Source organism: Pseudomonas sp. MWU12-3088 (genome assembly GCF_023242405.1).
GTDB classification, from domain to species: domain Bacteria; phylum Pseudomonadota; class Gammaproteobacteria; order Pseudomonadales; family Pseudomonadaceae; genus Aquipseudomonas; species Aquipseudomonas kribbensis.
The window spans coordinates 61,010-78,400 of sequence record NZ_JALJEA010000006.1 but is presented as its reverse complement, the minus strand read 5'-3'; the positions used below and the strand labels follow the sequence as shown (position 1 = coordinate 78,400).

Genomic DNA, 17,391 nt, shown 5'->3' with positions numbered 1-17,391 from the left:
CGGCCGCGCACATGTAAGTCAAGGATCCTATGAGCAAGCCCACTGTCGACCCTACCTCGAATGCCAAGTCCGGCCCTGCCGTGCCGGTCAATTTCCTGCGGCCGATCATCCAGGCAGACCTGGACTCGGGCAAGCACACCCAGATCGTCACCCGTTTCCCGCCTGAGCCCAACGGCTACCTGCACATCGGCCATGCCAAGTCGATCTGCGTGAACTTCGGCCTGGCCCAGGAGTTCGGCGGCGTCACGCACCTGCGTTTCGACGACACCAACCCGGCCAAGGAAGACCAGGAATACATCGACGCGATCGAAAGCGACGTCAAATGGCTGGGTTTCGAATGGTCCGGCGAAGTGCGCTACGCCTCGCAATACTTCGACCAGTTGCACGACTGGGCCGTCGAGCTGATCAAGGCCGGCAAGGCCTACGTCGACGACCTGACGCCTGAGCAGGCCAAGGAATACCGCGGCAGCCTTACCGAGCCGGGCAAGAACAGCCCGTTCCGCGACCGTTCGGTGGAAGAGAACCTGGACTGGTTCGCCCGCATGCGCGCCGGTGAGTTCCCGGACGGTGCCCGCGTGCTGCGCGCCAAGATCGACATGGCCTCGCCGAACATGAACCTGCGCGACCCGATCATGTACCGCATCCGCCACGCCCATCACCACCAGACCGGTGACAAGTGGTGCATCTACCCGAACTACGACTTCACCCACGGTCAGTCGGACGCCATCGAAGGCATTACCCACTCGATCTGCACCCTGGAGTTCGAAAGCCATCGTCCGCTGTACGAGTGGTTCCTCGACGCACTGCCAGTGCCGGCGCACCCGCGTCAGTACGAGTTCAGCCGTCTGAACCTCAACTACACCATCACCAGCAAGCGCAAGCTCAAGCAACTGGTTGACGAGAAACACGTCAATGGCTGGGACGATCCGCGCATGTCCACGCTGTCGGGCTTCCGCCGCCGTGGCTACACCCCGGCGTCGATCCGCAGCTTCTGCGACATGATCGGCACCAACCGTTCCGACGGTGTGGTCGATTTCGGCATGCTCGAGTTCAGCATCCGTCAGGACCTGGACGCCAACGCTCCGCGCGCCATGTGCGTGCTGCGTCCGTTGAAGGTCGTGATCACCAACTATCCGGAAGACAAGGTCGAGAACCTCGAACTGCCGCGTCATCCGCAGAAAGAAGAACTCGGCGTGCGCCAACTGCCGTTCGCCCGTGAAATCTACATCGACCGCGATGACTTCATGGAAGAGCCGCCAAAGGGCTACAAGCGCCTGGAGCCGAACGGCGAAGTGCGTCTGCGCGGCAGCTACGTGATCCGTGCCGACGAAGCGATCAAGGACGCCGACGGCAACATCGTCGAGCTGCGTTGCTCCTACGATCCGGACACCCTGGGCAAGAACCCTGAAGGCCGTAAAGTCAAAGGCGTGATCCACTGGGTGCCGGCCGCTGCCAGCGTCGAGTGCGAAGTGCGTCTGTACGATCGCCTGTTCCGTTCTCCGAACCCGGAGAAGGCCGAAGACAGCGCGAGTTTCCTGGACAACATCAACCCTGACTCACTGCAAGTGCTGACCGGTTGTCGTGCTGAACCCTCGCTGGGCAATGCACAGCCGGAAGACCGTTTCCAGTTCGAGCGCGAAGGTTACTTCGTCGCGGATATCAAGGACTCGAAACCAGGTCAGCCGGTATTCAACCGTACCGTGACCCTGCGTGATTCGTGGGGCCAGTGATCAAGTCTTAAGGAACCATCGTGCTTTCGATCTACAACACGCTCACCAAGAGCAAAGAAGTCTTCAAGCCGCTGGATGGCAACAAGGTGCGCATGTACGTCTGCGGGATGACCGTGTACGACTACTGCCACCTGGGCCACGGCCGCAGCATGGTCGCGTTCGACCTGGTGACCCGCTGGTTGCGGTTCAGCGGTTATGACCTGACCTACGTGCGCAACATCACCGACATCGACGACAAGATCATCAACCGTGCCAACGAGAACGGCGAGTCGTTCGAAGCGTTGACCGAGCGCATGATCGCCGCGATGCACGAAGACGAAGCGCGCCTGAACATCAAGAAGCCGGACATGGAGCCGCGCGCCACGGATCACATCCCTGGCATGCACGCGATGATCCAGACCCTGATCGACAAGGGTTTCGCCTACGCCCCGGGCAATGGCGACGTGTACTACCGCGTCGGCAAGTTCATGGGCTACGGCAAGCTCTCGCGCAAGAAGATCGAAGACCTGCGCATCGGTGCGCGGATCGAGGTCGACGAAGCCAAGGAAGATCCGTTGGACTTCGTGCTGTGGAAAGGCGTCAAACCGGGCGAGCCGAGCTGGGAATCGCCGTGGGGCGCCGGGCGTCCGGGCTGGCACATCGAGTGCTCGGTGATGTCCACCTGCTGCCTCGGTGAGACCTTCGATATTCATGGCGGCGGCAGCGACCTCGAGTTCCCGCACCACGAAAACGAAATCGCCCAGAGCGAAGCGGCCACCGGCAAGACCTACGCCAACGCGTGGATGCATTGCGGCATGATCCGTATCAATGGCGAGAAGATGTCCAAGTCCTTGAACAACTTCTTCACCATTCGCGACGTGCTCGACAAGTACCACCCGGAAGTCGTGCGTTACCTGCTGGTGTCGAGCCACTACCGCAGCGCGATCAACTACTCGGAAGACAACCTCAAGGACGCCAAGGGCGCCCTGGAGCGTTTCTACCACGCGTTGAAAGGCCTGCCGAACGTGGCGCCGGCTGGCGGCGAAGCGTTCGTCGAGCGTTTCACCACGGTGATGAACGACGACTTTGGCACGCCGGAAGCCTGTGCGGTGCTGTTCGAGATGGTGCGTGAGATCAACCGTCTGCGCGAGAGCGATCTCGATGCGGCGGCCGGTCTGGCGGCGCGCCTGAAAGAACTGGCCAGCGTGCTGGGTGTGTTGCAGCTCGAAGCCGATGACTTCCTGCAGGCCGGCGCCGAAGGGCGTGTCGATGCAGCTGAAGTCGAAGCGCTGATCGCTGCTCGTCTGGCGGCACGTGCCGGCAAGGACTGGGCCGAATCCGACCGCATCCGCGACCAGCTCACTGCCATGGGCGTGGTGCTGGAAGACGGAAAGGGCGGCACGACCTGGCGTCTGGCTGACTGATTGCTGTGACTGGCTTCAAAACAAAACCCGCCTTGTGCGGGTTTTTGTTTTTCTGCTGTTCAGGTGGTGGTTGCTTTTGCTCTGCGCGTAGGTCTTGATGTCTGACGCGACCAACATGGGCTGCAGCCCTTGTAGCGGGATGCTGGTCGGCGACGTTTATGGAATGGAGACATTATGGCAAACCACTATCGCGAACTCCTGACAACCCCCGGTGCAACGGGGTTGGTGCTCGCGAGCGCTATCGCACGATTACCGCAAGCGATGATCGGCATTGGCATCATTACCATGTTGGTGGAGCAAACCGGTATCTACTGGCTGGCCGGTGCAGTCGCCGGTACGTTCACCTTCGCCAATGCACTGATCGGCCCATACATCTCGAAACTCGTCGATCAGCGTGGCCAGAGCCGTGTGTTGCCCGTCGTGACGACTTTCAGCATCGGCATGTTGCTGGCGCTGATCTTTGCCGTTTATATGAGGGCGCCGGCGGCATTGCTTTTTGTGCTGGCTGCATTGGCGGGCACCATGCCGAGCATGCCGTCGATGATCCGTGCCCGCTGGACGCAACTGTTCCGGGGCAAGCCGCAGCTGCACACGGCGTTCTCTCTGGATACGGTGCTGACCGAACTCGCTTACATCATCGGCCCACCCTTGGCGATCGGTTTGAGCGTGAGCCTTTTTGCCGAAGCCGGGCCGCTGGTCGCGGTCGGGCTGCTGGCCGTCGGGGTGACGGCGTTTGTCCTGCAACGTCAGACCGAACCCAAGGTTGTTGTGGGTCAAACGAGGCATACGGGTTCAACCCTGCTGATTCCCGGCGTTCCCACCATCGTGCTGGCGCTGTTGGCGATGGGGGCAATCGGAGGCTCGATTGATGTCGCCGTTGTCGCCTTCGCCAATGCGCAAGGCTGGCCTGCCTCAGCGACCTTCATCCTCGCCGCCTATGCGTTCGGCTCGCTGGTGGCGGGCCTGACGTTTGGTGCCTTGAGGGTTTCCCTGCCGATAGAAAAACAGTTCTTTATCGGAATCCTGGTCACGGCCATCACAGGCGTTTTGCCTTTGTTCTCCCCGGACGTTTATGTCCTCTCGGCGATGCTGTTTATCGCCGGCATATCGTTTGCGCCAACCATGGTCGTGGTCATGAAGCTGGGGACGATCATCATCCCGCCATCGAGGATCACCGAAGGGCTGACATGGATGACCACCGGCATCAGCATCGGCGTCGCCCTGGGTGGATTGCTCTCGGGTCTGATCATTGATGCCTATGGCGCTCGGGCCGGTTTCGGCGTCGCCATTTTCGCCGGGCTGGGGATGCTGATAGTGGTGCTGGCCGGGCTGCGTACCTTGGGTGCCGTATCAACGAGTGTTGAGCCGACCTGCCAGTAACCTGCGTTGTACGAAGGCACAAAAAACAAAACCCGCTCCAGGCGGGTTTTGTTTATTGCGGTGGACCTTAACTCAAGAGCCCGGTGCTGACCGCGACGATCAGGAAAATCCCCAGCACTGCGCGGTAAATCACGAATGGCCAGGTGGAGAATTTCTCCAGAAAGCGCATCAGGCCCCAGATCGCAAAAAACGCCGAGATACTGGCAATCACCAGACCGAAAATCAGGTGCGCCCAGGCTTGCGCCGGCAGTTGCGCATGGAACAACACCCACAACTCCTTCAACCCCGCCAGCGCGATGGCCGGCAGCCCGAGCAGGAAGGAGAAGCGTGCCGCTTCCTCACGTTTGAAGTTGAGGAACAGCGCCGCCGTCAGCGTCGACCCGGAGCGTGAAACGCCGGGAATCAGCGCCCCGATCTGAGCGATACCCACGATCAGCGCATCGCGCAGACGCATTTCGCCGACGGTGCGGCGATGGCGACAGGTGAGTTCGGCGATGGCCAGCAGCACCGCCATCACCACGCAGGAAATCCCGATCACCATCAAACCGCGCAACGGCGAGTTGCAGGCGTTGAGCGTCGAGGACAAGGCGATGCCGGCAATACCGATGGGGATGGTCGCCAGCACGATGGCCACTGCGAGAATGAACCACTGATTGTTGAAGTCCCGTTGTCGCACCGCCTCCAGACTACCGGTCGCGACCTGTCTCACATCGCGCCAGAAATAACTGACCACCGCCGCCAGTGCGGCCAGTTGCATGGCGGCGGAAAACGCCGAGCCGGGATCCGGCCAGCCGAGCAGGGCCGGAACGATGCGCATGTGGGCGGTGGAGGAAACGGGCAACAACTCGGTGATGCCTTGAATGACGCCGAGGATGCCGATTTGCAGGTAATCCAGCGAGGCGAAGCCGATATCAAGGCCGGTAGAACAGATATTGGTCAAAGAACTTACCCTGTGAGGATCAGGAAGAGGGGGCGAAAATCTGAAACATTTCGTCACAGTCTAGCCGGTACGGTCAATGGGTGCAGTGAAGGGTTTTTTAGGGTGATCGGGCTGACGCCTTCCCGAGCGGGAGTCAGCCTTCAGCCTGGCGCAAGCGCTTATAAAGGGTATTGCGGCTCACCCCCAACCGCCGCGCCAGATGGGAAATATTGCCCCCGGCCGCCTGCAGTTCCCGATTCAACGCCTCACTGTCATTCAGATCGATCCCCAAAGGCTCTGGTGTTTCCAGCGGCTCCATCTCCAGATCGACAAAAAAATCATCCGGCAGATGTTCAGGCCTTACCGGTTGCTCTTCGGCCATGGCCAGCGCGACCTGCATCACGCTGCTGACCTGACGCAGATTGCCCGGCCACGGATGACGATCGAACAGCTCCAATACGTCGCGACTCAATCCCGCCCATTGCGTGGGTTCGCGATGCTGTTCCCACAAACGTTTGAACAGCGCTTGCCTGTCACTGCGTTCGCGCAGCGGCGGCAATTCCAGGGTCAGGCCGCCGATGCGGTAGTACAAATCCTCGCGAAAGCGCCCCAGTTGCACCTGTTCGCGCAACGAGCGGTTGGTGGCAGAGATGATCCGCAGATCCACCGGAAACAACTCGCTGCTGCCCACCGGTTGCACGCAACGCTCCTGCAACACCCGCAGCAGGCGGGCCTGGGTCGGCAGCGGCATGTCGCCGATCTCGTCGAGGAACAGCGTGCCCTTGTCGGCCTTGCGGATCAGGCCGATGCTGCCTTTCTGGTTGGCGCCGGTGAACGCGCCTTTCTCGTAGCCGAACAGCTCGGACTCCACTAGTTCGGCGGGGATCGCTGCGCAGTTCACGGCGATGAACGCCTGTTTGCTGCGAGAGCTGGCCTGGTGCAGGGCTTTGACGAAGACTTCCTTGCCGACCCCGGTTTCTCCGTGGATCAACAGCGGAATGTCTTTTTCCAGCAGTCGCTCGGCCTGGCGCACGGCTTTTTCCACGCGGCTGTCGCCGAAGTGCAGGGTGCTCAGGCTGATTCCCGTCGGTGCGGCGGCTTTCGGTTCGGTGGCTCCGGTTTCCGCAAACACCCGCGCCTGAATCGGTGCCTGTTTAGGCCGCTTCAACAGACACTGGAATCGATTGCGCCCCGAGGTCTGCAAGGAAAACGGCAAACCGTCCGGCTGATTGAGCAACTCCAGCAACGACACCTTGAACAGGCTCTCGACACTCACCCGCGACAACCGCACGCCCAACAGATTGTCAGCCCGGCGGTTGGCCGACAGCACCTGACCGCTCTCATCGAAAATCAGCAAACCCGCCCATTGGCTGTCGAGGTTGTTCAACCCGGTGTTGAAGGTCAGTTGAAAGTGCTGGCCGTGGAACAGGTTGAGGATCAGCCGGTTCTCCACGGTCTGGCTCATCATCTTGACCATGCCGAGGGTATGGGAGGGCGGCAGGTAGCTGTCGCTCGACACATCGAGCACGGCGATGACCTTGCGTTCGGCGTTGAAAATCGGCGCGGCGGAACCGGTCATGAAACGGTTGGCCTTGAGGAAGTGTTCATCGTGCTCGATGTGCACTGCCTGTTCGCAAGCCAGCGCCGTGCCGATGGCATTGGTGCCGCTGGCATGTTCCATCCAGCTTGCCCCGGCCTGAAAACCCCGCGCCAGATTCGGCTCGATAAAGCGCTGGGTGCCCCAGGATGTCAGCACCTGGCCCTGATTGTCGGCCAGCATGATCAGGCAATTGGAATTGCTCAGGATGTTCTCGTAGTACGGCAGCACTTCCTGATGGGTGGTCTGCACCAGCGAATGGTGACTGTCGAGCAACTGCGCGATACCGGCGGGGGGCAACTGGTCGAACGCCGGTGCACTTTGATGCTTGAGACCGAAGGCGCGGCAACGGGACCAGGAGTCCTGGACGATGGCTTCGTGGGAAAGCGGCGGGGCAGGTGCGGACATGGCAGTCAGCCTCTGAAAGCAGCGTTTTTATTATTGTTATGAGGCCCGTCGGGACCTGAAAAGCATCGATAGAGTGTTGTTCACTATTGTTCATTGTCAATCGTTGAACTGTTCAAATGTGTTCAGCAATGAAGGTGGTTTGCTCGCGTTTTCGGCGATTTTCGCGGCGAATCAACGGCTTGGGATTTCTGGCACGAATGTCGCTCTGTTGCACACGTCGCTTGACTCCAATAATAAAAAGGCCGAGCCATGTCACTCACCCTGGAGCACGTCAGCCGCACCGTCGAGGGCCAGACCTGGATCGACGATGCAAACCTGAAATTCGAAGCCGGATCCTTCAACGTCCTGCTCGGGCGCACGCTGTCCGGCAAGACCAGCCTCATGCGCCTGATGGCCGGTCTGGACAAGCCCGACAGCGGCCGCATCCTGATGAACGGCGTCGATGTCACCCAACGCCCGGTGCGTCTGCGCAATGTGTCGATGGTCTATCAGCAGTTCATCAACTACCCGACCATGACGGTGTTCGAAAACATCGCCTCGCCGTTGCGCCAGGCCGGGATCTCCAACGAGCAGATCCAGAGCAAGGTGCAGGAAACCGCGAAGATGCTGCGCATCGAGAAGTTCTTGAAGCGCTATCCGCTGGAGCTGTCCGGCGGCCAGCAACAGCGCACGGCGATGGCCCGGGCACTGGTCAAGGATGCCGAGCTGATCCTGTTCGATGAGCCACTGGTCAACCTCGACTACAAACTGCGCGAAGAACTGCGCCAGGAAATGCGCGAGCTGTTCAAGGCCCGCCACACCATCGCCATCTACGCCACCACCGAACCCAACGAAGCGCTGGCCTTGGGCGGCACCACCACCATTCTTCACGAAGGCCGGGTGATCCAGAGCGGTCCGTCGACCGAGGTCTATCACCAGCCACAAACGGTGCTGGCGGCGGAATTGTTCTCCGAGCCGCCGATCAACCTGATGCCGGGGCGGATCGCCGGCAACGAAGTGAGCTTCGCCAACTTCGTGCACTTCCCGTTGAACGTCGACCTGCGTCCGGTGGGCGAGGGCGAGTTCCGTTTTGGCGTGCGTCCGAGCCATATCTCGCTGGTGCCGAGCAACGATGACGACCTCGAATTGGCCGTGACCGTCGAGGTGGCGGAGATCAGCGGTTCGGAAACCTTCCTCCACGTGCGCAACGAGCACTTCCTGCTGGTGCTGCACTTGCCGGGTGTACACGAATACGACGTCGATGCGCCGATCCGCATCTATATCCCGACCCATAAACTGTTTGTATTCGATGCGCAGGGCCGTCTGGTGCAGGCACCGGGCCGGCGTGTCGCGAGGGTTGCCTGATGGCCGAAATCCGTTTGCAACACCTCGCCCACAGTTACAGCAAAACCCCGGGCGGGCCGGAAGACTACGCCATCCGCGAGATGGACCACATCTGGGAGCAGGGCGGTGCCTATGCCTTGCTCGGGCCGTCGGGTTGCGGCAAGTCAACCTTGCTCAACATCATTTCCGGCCTGCTCAGCCCGTCTCAGGGTCATGTGCTGTTCGACGGCAAAGCGGTCAACGACCTGACCCCGGAGAAGCGCAACATCGCCCAGGTTTTCCAGTTTCCGGTGGTGTACGACACCATGACCGTGTTCGACAACCTGGCCTTTCCCTTGAGAAATCAGGGCCTGGCCGAGGCCAAAGTCCACAGCAAAGTGCAGGAAATCGCCGAAGTCCTCGACCTGCAAAACCTGTTGAGCAAAAAGGCGCGCAACCTCACCGCTGACGAAAAACAGAAAGTCTCCATGGGCCGTGGTCTGGTGCGCGACGACGTTTCGGCGATCCTCTTCGACGAGCCGCTGACGGTGATCGACCCGCACCTGAAATGGAAGCTGCGGCGCAAGCTCAAGCAGATCCACGAGCAGTTCAACATCACCATGGTCTACGTCACCCACGATCAGCTGGAGGCCTCGACCTTCGCCGACAAGATTGCGGTGATGTACGGCGGCCAAATCGTGCAGTTCGGCACACCCCGGGAATTGTTCGAGCGCCCGAGCCACACCTTTGTCGGCTACTTCATCGGCAGCCCGGGAATGAACCTGATCGAGGTGCAGCCGCAACCGGGCGGGGTGGGTTTCAACTCGACCCATCTGCCGCTGTCCGACGCCTTGCAACGGCATATCGAACACGGCCAATGGAAAAACCTGAAGGTCGGCATCCGCCCCGAGTTCATTCATGTGTGGGACGAGCCGTTCGATGACGCGATGCAGGCGCGGGTCGTACACGTCGAAGACCTCGGCACCTACAAGATCATGACCCTGGATCTGGACGGCACACCGCTGAAAGTGCGTCTGGCCGAAGACAAACCGGTGCCCCAGGGCACGGCGTACATCAGTTTTCCGGCGCAGTGGCTGATGGTCTACGCCGATGAATTCCTGCTTGAAGCCAGCGAAGAGGTGCAGCCATGAACAAGGTGCAGAACAACAAGGCCTGGTGGCTGGTGTTGCCGGTGTTCCTGCTGGTGGCCTTCAGTGCGGTGATCCCGATGATGACCGTGGTCAATTACTCGGTGCAGGACATCTTTGATCAGTCCAGCCGCTACTTCGTCGGCGCCGACTGGTACAAGCAGGTGCTGCTTGATCCGCGTCTGCATGACTCGTTGCTGCGCCAGTTCATCTATTCGGCGTGTGTGCTGCTGATCGAAATTCCGTTGGGAATTGCCATTGCGCTGACCATGCCGACCAAGGGCCGCTGGTCATCGGTGGTGCTGATCGTGCTGGCGATTCCGCTGCTGATTCCATGGAACGTGGTCGGCACCATCTGGCAGATCTTCGGCCGCGCCGACATTGGCCTGATGGGATCGAGCCTCAATGCCATGGGCATCAGCTACAACTACGCGGCCAACACCATGGACGCCTGGGTCACGGTGCTGGTGATGGACGTGTGGCACTGGACGTCGCTGGTGGCGCTGCTGTGTTTCTCGGGGCTGCGGGCGATTCCCGATGTGTATTACCAGGCGGCGCGGATCGACCGGGCTTCGGCCTGGGCGGTGTTCCGTCACATCCAGTTGCCCAAACTGAAGAGCGTGCTGCTGATCGCGGTGATGCTGCGCTTCATGGACAGCTTCATGATCTACACCGAGCCGTTCGTGCTCACCGGCGGCGGGCCGGGCAATGCCACGACCTTCTTGAGTCAGACCCTGACCCAGATGGCTGTAGGCCAATTCGACCTGGGGCCGGCGGCAGCCTTTTCGCTGGTGTACTTCCTGATCATCCTGCTGGTGTCCTGGCTGTTCTATACCGCCATGACCCACAGCGACGCCAACCGCTGAGGCCCGGCCATGAGCAAAAGAAAGCTTGTTCCGCTGCTGCTCTACATCCTGTTCCTGCTGGTGCCGATCTACTGGCTGCTGAACATGTCGTTCAAGAGCAACACCGAAATTCTCGGCGGCCTGACGCTGTTTCCCCAGGACTTCACGCTGCACAACTACAAGGTGATTTTTACCGATCCGAGCTGGTACACCGGTTATCTCAACTCGCTGTACTACGTGAGCCTGAACACGGTGATTTCCCTGAGCGTGGCATTGCCGGCGGCCTATGCGTTTTCCCGTTACCGCTTTCTTGGTGACAAGCACCTGTTCTTCTGGCTGCTGACCAACCGCATGGCGCCGCCGGCAGTGTTTCTGCTGCCGTTCTTTCAGCTGTATTCGTCGATTGGTCTGTTCGACACCCACATCGCGGTGGCGCTGGCGCATTGCCTGTTCAACGTGCCGCTGGCGGTGTGGATTCTCGAAGGATTCATGTCCGGCGTGCCCAAGGAAATCGACGAAACCGCCTACATCGACGGCTACAGCTTTCCCAAGTTCTTCGTGAAGATTTTCATCCCGCTGATCGGCTCCGGCATCGGGGTGACAGCGTTTTTCTGCTTCATGTTTTCCTGGGTCGAACTGCTGCTGGCGCGCACGCTGACTTCAGTGAATGCCAAGCCGATCGCGGCGGTGATGACGCGCACGGTATCGGCGTCCGGCATCGACTGGGGCGTGCTGGCGGCGGCGGGGGTGCTGACCATCCTGCCGGGCATGCTGGTGATCTGGTTTGTTCGCAACCATGTGGCCAAGGGCTTTGCCCTGGGCCGGGTCTGAGGAACTGATGATGGAATGGATGAGCTGGACCGTCCCGACGGCGGCGTTTTTCATCGTGATTGGCTTGATTCTGGTGGGCATGACCACCTGGGAACTGCGCTCGCCGAGCATCCTGCGGCGAGGGTTTCTGCCGATTGCCACCACCCGTGGCGATCGCTTGTTCATCGGTCTTCTCGGCAGCGCCTACCTGCATCTGTTGGTGATCGGCGTAACCGACTGGAGCATCTGGGTAGCGTCCGCGTTGTCCCTGGTGTGGCTGTTGGCTGTGATGCGTTGGGGCTAGTCGAATCGCTCGGCAATGTTGCTCCAGAACTTAAACAGGAGGTCTCTATGTTCGACAAAAACAATAAGCTGCGACATAGCATTTCATTGGCAGCCATGCTGGCACTCAGCGGTTTGAGCGCATCCGCCTGGGCCGATGCCTACGAGGACGCGGCAAAGAAATGGATCGGCAGCGAGTTCAAGCCGTCGACCCTGACGCCCGAGCAGCAACTTGAAGAACTGAAGTGGTTCATCAAGGCCGCCGAGCCGTTTCGCGGGATGGACATCAAGGTCGTCTCGGAAACCCTGACCACCCACGAATATGAATCCAAGGTGCTGGCCAAGGCCTTCAGCGAAATCACCGGGATCAAGCTCACCCACGACCTGCTGCAGGAAGGCGACGTCGTGGAAAAAATGCAGACGGTGATGCAGTCGGACAAGAACATCTATGACGGCTGGGTCAACGACTCGGACCTGATCGGTACACACTTTCGCTACGGCAAGACCGAGTCGATCACCGATCTGATGGCCAATGAGGGCAAGAACTTCACTTCGCCGACCCTCGACATCAAGGACTTCATCGGCATTTCCTTCACCACCGCGCCGGACGGCAAGATCTATCAATTGCCCGACCAGCAGTTCGCCAACCTGTACTGGTTCCGTGCCGACTGGTTCGAACGCGCCGACCTGAAGGCCAAGTTCAAGGAAAAATACGGCTATGACCTGGGCGTACCGGTGAACTGGTCCGCTTATGAAGATATCGCCAAATTCTTCAGCGAAGACGTCAAGGAAATCGACGGCAAGCGCATCTACGGGCACATGGACTACGGCAAGAAAGACCCGTCCCTGGGCTGGCGCTTCACCGACGCCTGGTTCTCCATGGCTGGTGGCGGCGACAAGGGCCTGCCCAACGGCTTGCCGGTGGACGAGTGGGGCATCCGCGTCGAAGACTGCCACCCGGTGGGTTCCAGCGTGACCCGCGGTGGCGATACCAACGGCCCGGCGGCGGTGTTCGCCACGACCAAGTATGTGGACTGGCTCAAGGCCTACGCGCCACCGGAAGCGGCAGGCATGACCTTCTCCGAGTCCGGCCCGGTACCGTCTCAGGGCAACATTGCCCAGCAGATCTTCTGGTACACCGCGTTCACCGCTGACATGACCAAACCGGGCCTGCCCGTGGTCAACGCCGACGGCACGCCGAAATGGCGGATGGCCCCGTCGCCACGCGGACCGTACTGGGAAGAGGGCATGAAGCTGGGTTATCAGGACGTAGGGTCCTGGACCTTCATGAAATCCACGCCTGAGAAACAGAAACTCGCGGCCTGGCTGTACGCGCAGTTCGTGACCTCGAAAACCGTGTCGCTGAAGAAAACCATCGTCGGCCTGACGCCGATCCGCGAGTCGGACATCAACTCGCAAGCCATGACCGACCTGGCACCGAAACTCGGTGGCCTGGTCGAGTTCTACCGCAGCCCGGCCCGCGTGCAATGGACGCCGACCGGCACCAATGTGCCGGACTACCCACGTCTGGCACAACTGTGGTGGAGCCACATCGCCGAAGCCGCCAGTGGCGACAAGACGCCGCAACAGGCGCTCGACGGCCTGGCCAAGGATCAGGACGCGATCATGACCCGTCTGGAACGCTCCAAGGCCCAGGCCACCTGCGCGCCGAAAATGAACCCCGAGCGCGACGCGCAATACTGGTTCGACCAACCGGGTGCACCGAAGCCGAAACTGGCCAACGAGAAACCGAAAGGCGAGACCGTGAGCTACAACGAACTGCTCAAGTCGTGGGAGGCGGCGCGCAAGTAAGGGTTCAAGCGGGACGGGACGGCACCTTCGGGTGCCGTTTTTTTCAGCCCTCGATTTCACGTTTCACCGCCCGGCGCACGGTTTTGAGGATGGCGCTTTCGAAGGCGTTGTGCCCGGCATGCAGCAAACGACAGTGAATGTTCATGCGTTGCCTGAGCCAGTGCACGCTGGCCATGCCGAAGGTATCGCGAATGCCCTGGATCAGCAGGGTGTTGTCGTCGAGGGTCAGCTTCTGGTCCCTTGGCTGGAAGAAATAGCCTTGAAGGTGGTAATGCAATTCCAGACGGATGGCGAGTACCGCTTCCTGATCGACGAAGCTCTCCAGTGTGCCGGGACAAACCGTCTGGCCCGTGCGACGCAGAACAGCATTCAGCCATTCGATGGCGGCGACGCGCTGTTGCAAGGGGCAGCCTTCGCCGAGTATCCGGAAGATGTCCCTGGCGCGATGGCCTGATGCGGTTTGCGGCAGTTGTGCCGGCCCCTCATTGAGTGCCCGGTCGTACGCCCGGACATTGGCTGTAAATGGTACGAAAACCGAAACCAGCGTGGTTTTCAGCAGGTGCTGCGGATAGCGCTGCTGGTACTGGATCGCCAGCCAACTGCCCCACGAAACACCGAGCACACTGATCTTTTCGAAGCCGAAATGCTGGCGCAGAGCGTCGATGTCTTCGACACACAGGCCCGTAGTGTTGTCGCGCAATTCGCCGTAAGGCGTCGAGCGCCCGCAACCGCGCTGGTCAAACAGGATGATGTCGAAACGGCGCAGGTCGAAGAATTCCAGGTGATGGCGACTGATGCGCCCGCCGGGACCTCCATGCAGGAAAAACACCGGTTCGCCTCCGGTGACCCCATGCCGTTCCCAATAGAGTTGATGACCGTCGTCGGTTGGGTAAAAGCCTCTGCCTTGCAGGGAAAAGGTCATGCTGAGTCGGCCGTCAGGTGATAACGGGTTTATGGATCGGATTTGTGTTCATGCATCCAATGGCGCTCATGGTGTGTGCTTCCTGGTTGTCTGGTGAGTGAACGGTTTCAAGCAGGAGCCGAATCTAGAAGCACAGCGATGATGAGGTCAAAGATGTCCGGAGGTTTCCATCCGCGGTTTTCGGGGGCACCGAAATACGTACTGACAAATCGTGATTGGACACGCCACGACCGACACAAAGGCTTGTTTTAGTGGGGTAGTACGGGGTGGCTGAACGCGAGCGAAGCGACGATGCATTAGTTTTCAACAAAATTTTGTTTCATACCTTCGTAAGACGTTTCATCGCTAGGTCGACGCAAATTCGCACTGAAAGGCTTGCGAAGATTTATGGCGGATGTGCGCGGTGATTTTTCCGATGGAGATTGAGAAAACACCGCACAAATCTGCTTGAAGGTTTTAGTGCTTTTCCGCAACCACGGGAAACACCAGACTGAAAACCGTCATCGCCCCCGGACGGCTCTGTACCTGCGCGGTGCCCGAATGCAGGCACATGATCGAGCGCACGATGGCCAGCCCCAGTCCGGTGCTGCCCTGTGAGCGGGTGCGGCTGCTGTCGACCCGGTAGAAACGGTCGAACAGATGTGGCAAGTGCTGCGCTTCGATACCTGCGCCGGGATTGCTCACCCGCAGCGCCACCTGTGTCGGCGCCTGTTCGATGAACAGCGAAACGGTTTTGCCGGCGGGGCAATGGCGCAGGGCATTGGACAGCAGGTTCGATATCGCCCGCTGGATCATCAAACGGTCGCCCGACACCCGGGCGCTGCCGACCACCTTCAGATGAATCTGCTTTTCCTGCGCCGACAGGGAAAACAGGTCGGCCACCCTGAACGCCTCATCTTCCAGTGCAATCGGTTCGAACGACGCGTGCGCCATCGGCTGACTGGCCTGGGCCAGAAACAGCATGTCCGAGACAATTCGCGCGACGCGTTCGAGCTCTTCGGTGCACGACACCAACACGTCCGTGTATTCCTCGACCGTACGCTTGCGCGAGAGCGTGACCTGAGCCTTGCCCATCAGGTTGTTGATCGGCGTGCGCAGCTCGTGGGCCAGATCATCGGAGAATTGCGACAACTGCTGCACGCCGCTGTCCAGGCGATCGAGCATGACGTTGATGCCTTGCGCCAGTTCGCTGAGTTCCTGAGGCATGTTCACCACCGAAAGCCGATGGTCGAGGTCCTGGGTGGTCACTCTCGCCGCCACCTTGCGAAACTCCCGCAGCGGCGCCAGTCCGCGCTGTACCGCGCCCCAGGCGGTCAGGCCGATGAACACCAGCAGCAACGGCAAGGCCATCAGCGTCGAGCGCAAATAGGCGCTGAGCAGGGCCTGGTCGTGGGCGTTATCAATCGACAACAGCACCGGCACGTTGCTGCCGTCCTTCAGGCGAATCAGCTTCGAGGCGGTGAGAAACTTCGCGCCTTCAGCATCGGCGCTGTCGGTGTACGACAACTGATCGGTCGTCGCCCGCACCGCTTTCAATTCAATCCGTGGGTCCGTCAATCCTGTTCCGGACTTGAGCAACGGCGAGCGCATATTGCCCCGGTCATAAATCGTCAGCGTCAGGTTGTCATGCCCCATGACCTGATCGAGCAGAATGTGCGGTTTGCCACTGACTTCATTGGCATCGACGTACAGCGACAGGCTGTGCTCGACCTGCGCCATCTTCTTTTCCAGGCTGTCACGGGACAACGCGTTCAGTTCATGGGTCAGGGCGAAATACGCGAGGATCGCCAGGAACACCACCAGCAACGCACCGAGAATGCTGACGGTCAGCCCCAGTCGCAGCGACAGGCTGGCCGGCTTCATTCCCGTGCCTCCAGCACATAACCGACACCGCGCAGGGTGTGGATCAGCTTGCTGTCGAACGGGTCGTCGATCTTCGCTCGCAAGCGGCGGATCGAGACCTCGACCACGTTGGTGTCGCAGTCGAAATTCATGTCCCACACCAGCGAGATGATCTGGGTGCGGGTCAGCACTTCGCCGGACTGGCGCATCAGCAGATGCAGCAGGGCAAATTCCTTGGTGGTCAGGTCGATGCGCTGACTGCCGCGAAACGCCCGGTGACGGCCCGGATCGAGTTCCAGATCAGCCACTTTGAGCACCTGCGGTACCGGGATGTTTTCGCTGCGGCGCATCAGGGTGCGTACTCGCGCCAGCAGTTCCGGAAACTCGAACGGCTTGACCAGATAGTCGTCGGCGCCCAGATCCAGTCCCCGGATCTTGTCTGCCAGGCGCCCGCGTGCGGTCAGCATCATCACCCGGGTGGAATGAGTACGACGCAGTTGTTCAAGCACGCTCCAGCCGTCGAGTTCCGGCAGATTCACATCCAGAATGATCAGGTCATAAACCTGTTGTTGCGCCAAGTGCAAACCGTCGGCGCCGTTAACGGCATGATCAACGATATAACCACTTTCGGTCAGACCTTGATGCAAGTATTCGGCAGCTTTAAGCTCGTCCTCGACGACAAGGATTCGCATGATCTTTCACCACTTTTATTCAATGGATATTTAATTAAGGTGGCCAGGAAAGTTGTTGTTTTTGTAAGGTCTTCCGGACGGTTTCTGTTGCTGGATGGCGTGCAAGGTAAAGGCTGTAGTGGCTACAGAGTCAACGTGTAAGCCCTTTAAAACGGCTATCCGCGACAGCCTGTCGCAGCAATGGAGCGGTTTTTTCATCACTTCGATTTCGGCAAGTGCTGTTCGGCAGATAACTAACCAGTATTTGTTTCCATGTGTTGCTACAGCGCCATTCGAATCCGGAATCCTAGAGCAAAACA

14 protein-coding genes are annotated in these 17,391 nt (G+C 59.8%); 9 read left to right on the top strand and 5 right to left on the bottom strand.

Annotated elements, in window-relative coordinates; all coding sequences use genetic code 11:
* Nucleotides 1–29: 29 nt before the first annotated feature.
* From M5B98_RS15870 to M5B98_RS15860, 3 genes are all read left to right on the top strand, one after another.
* Complete coding sequence (locus tag M5B98_RS15870) at nt 30–1,730, top strand: glutamine--tRNA ligase/YqeY domain fusion protein (RefSeq protein ID WP_248743202.1); 1,701 nt, start codon at nt 30–32, stop codon at nt 1,728–1,730.
* Between the two features lie 20 nt (nt 1,731–1,750).
* Nucleotides 1,751–3,133 (top strand): cysteine--tRNA ligase, encoded by a 1,383-nt coding sequence (gene cysS, locus M5B98_RS15865; RefSeq protein WP_248743201.1) that lies wholly within the window; start codon nt 1,751–1,753, stop codon nt 3,131–3,133.
* Nucleotides 3,134–3,307: 174 nt separating this feature from the next.
* On the top strand, nt 3,308–4,513 hold the full coding sequence (locus M5B98_RS15860; protein ID WP_248743200.1) for an MFS transporter: 1,206 nt from the start codon (nt 3,308–3,310) through the stop codon (nt 4,511–4,513).
* A 67-nt stretch (nt 4,514–4,580) separates the two neighbouring features.
* On the opposite strand, the gene M5B98_RS15855 is transcribed toward M5B98_RS15860, so the two are convergent.
* Both M5B98_RS15855 and M5B98_RS15850 read right to left on the bottom strand, forming a co-directional pair.
* Nucleotides 4,581–5,453, bottom strand: a complete 873-nt coding sequence (locus M5B98_RS15855) for an undecaprenyl-diphosphate phosphatase (protein WP_085712416.1) — start codon at nt 5,451–5,453, stop codon at nt 4,581–4,583.
* Nucleotides 5,454–5,586: 133 nt separating this feature from the next.
* Nucleotides 5,587–7,437, bottom strand: coding sequence for a sigma-54-dependent Fis family transcriptional regulator (locus M5B98_RS15850; protein ID WP_248743199.1), 1,851 nt, complete (start codon nt 7,435–7,437; stop codon nt 5,587–5,589).
* 249 nt (nt 7,438–7,686) lie between these two features.
* Here M5B98_RS15850 and M5B98_RS15845 point away from each other — a divergent pair, with 249 nt between their 5' ends.
* Genes M5B98_RS15845 through M5B98_RS15820 form a run of 6 tightly spaced genes read left to right on the top strand, consistent with a single transcriptional unit; the run spans nt 7,687 to nt 13,636 of the window.
* The gene (locus tag M5B98_RS15845) at nt 7,687–8,781 is read left to right on the top strand and encodes an ABC transporter ATP-binding protein (RefSeq protein ID WP_192552013.1); all 1,095 of its coding nucleotides are present in this window, start codon (nt 7,687–7,689) and stop codon (nt 8,779–8,781) included.
* Entirely contained in the window at nt 8,781–9,890 is a 1,110-nt protein-coding gene (locus tag M5B98_RS15840; protein WP_248743198.1) for an ABC transporter ATP-binding protein, read from the top strand. The genes M5B98_RS15845 and M5B98_RS15840 overlap by 1 nt, the downstream gene beginning before the upstream one ends.
* A complete protein-coding gene (locus M5B98_RS15835; RefSeq protein WP_085712412.1) occupies nt 9,887–10,753 on the top strand; it encodes a carbohydrate ABC transporter permease in 867 nt (288 codons plus the stop codon). The genes M5B98_RS15840 and M5B98_RS15835 overlap by 4 nt, the downstream gene beginning before the upstream one ends.
* 9 nt (nt 10,754–10,762) lie before the next feature.
* A complete protein-coding gene (locus M5B98_RS15830; protein ID WP_248743197.1) occupies nt 10,763–11,563 on the top strand; it encodes a carbohydrate ABC transporter permease in 801 nt (266 codons plus the stop codon).
* A gap of 10 nt (nt 11,564–11,573) precedes the next feature.
* On the top strand, nt 11,574–11,846 hold the full coding sequence (locus M5B98_RS15825) for a DUF2160 domain-containing protein (protein ID WP_039767461.1): 273 nt from the start codon (nt 11,574–11,576) through the stop codon (nt 11,844–11,846).
* A 47-nt stretch (nt 11,847–11,893) separates the two neighbouring features.
* A complete protein-coding gene (locus M5B98_RS15820) occupies nt 11,894–13,636 on the top strand; it encodes an ABC transporter substrate-binding protein (RefSeq protein WP_085712410.1) in 1,743 nt (580 codons plus the stop codon).
* 43 nt (nt 13,637–13,679) lie between these two features.
* Here M5B98_RS15820 and M5B98_RS15815 read toward each other — a convergent pair whose 3' ends face one another.
* The 3 genes from M5B98_RS15815 to M5B98_RS15805 form a co-directional block, all read right to left on the bottom strand.
* Nucleotides 13,680–14,558, bottom strand: coding sequence for an alpha/beta fold hydrolase (locus M5B98_RS15815; RefSeq protein ID WP_248743196.1), 879 nt, complete (start codon nt 14,556–14,558; stop codon nt 13,680–13,682).
* Between the two features lie 456 nt (nt 14,559–15,014).
* A complete protein-coding gene (locus M5B98_RS15810) occupies nt 15,015–16,421 on the bottom strand; it encodes a heavy metal sensor histidine kinase (protein WP_248743195.1) in 1,407 nt (468 codons plus the stop codon).
* A complete protein-coding gene (locus tag M5B98_RS15805) occupies nt 16,418–17,092 on the bottom strand; it encodes a heavy metal response regulator transcription factor (protein WP_085745970.1) in 675 nt (224 codons plus the stop codon). Before M5B98_RS15805 ends, M5B98_RS15810 begins: the two co-directional genes overlap by 4 nt.
* Nucleotides 17,093–17,391 lie beyond the last annotated feature (299 nt).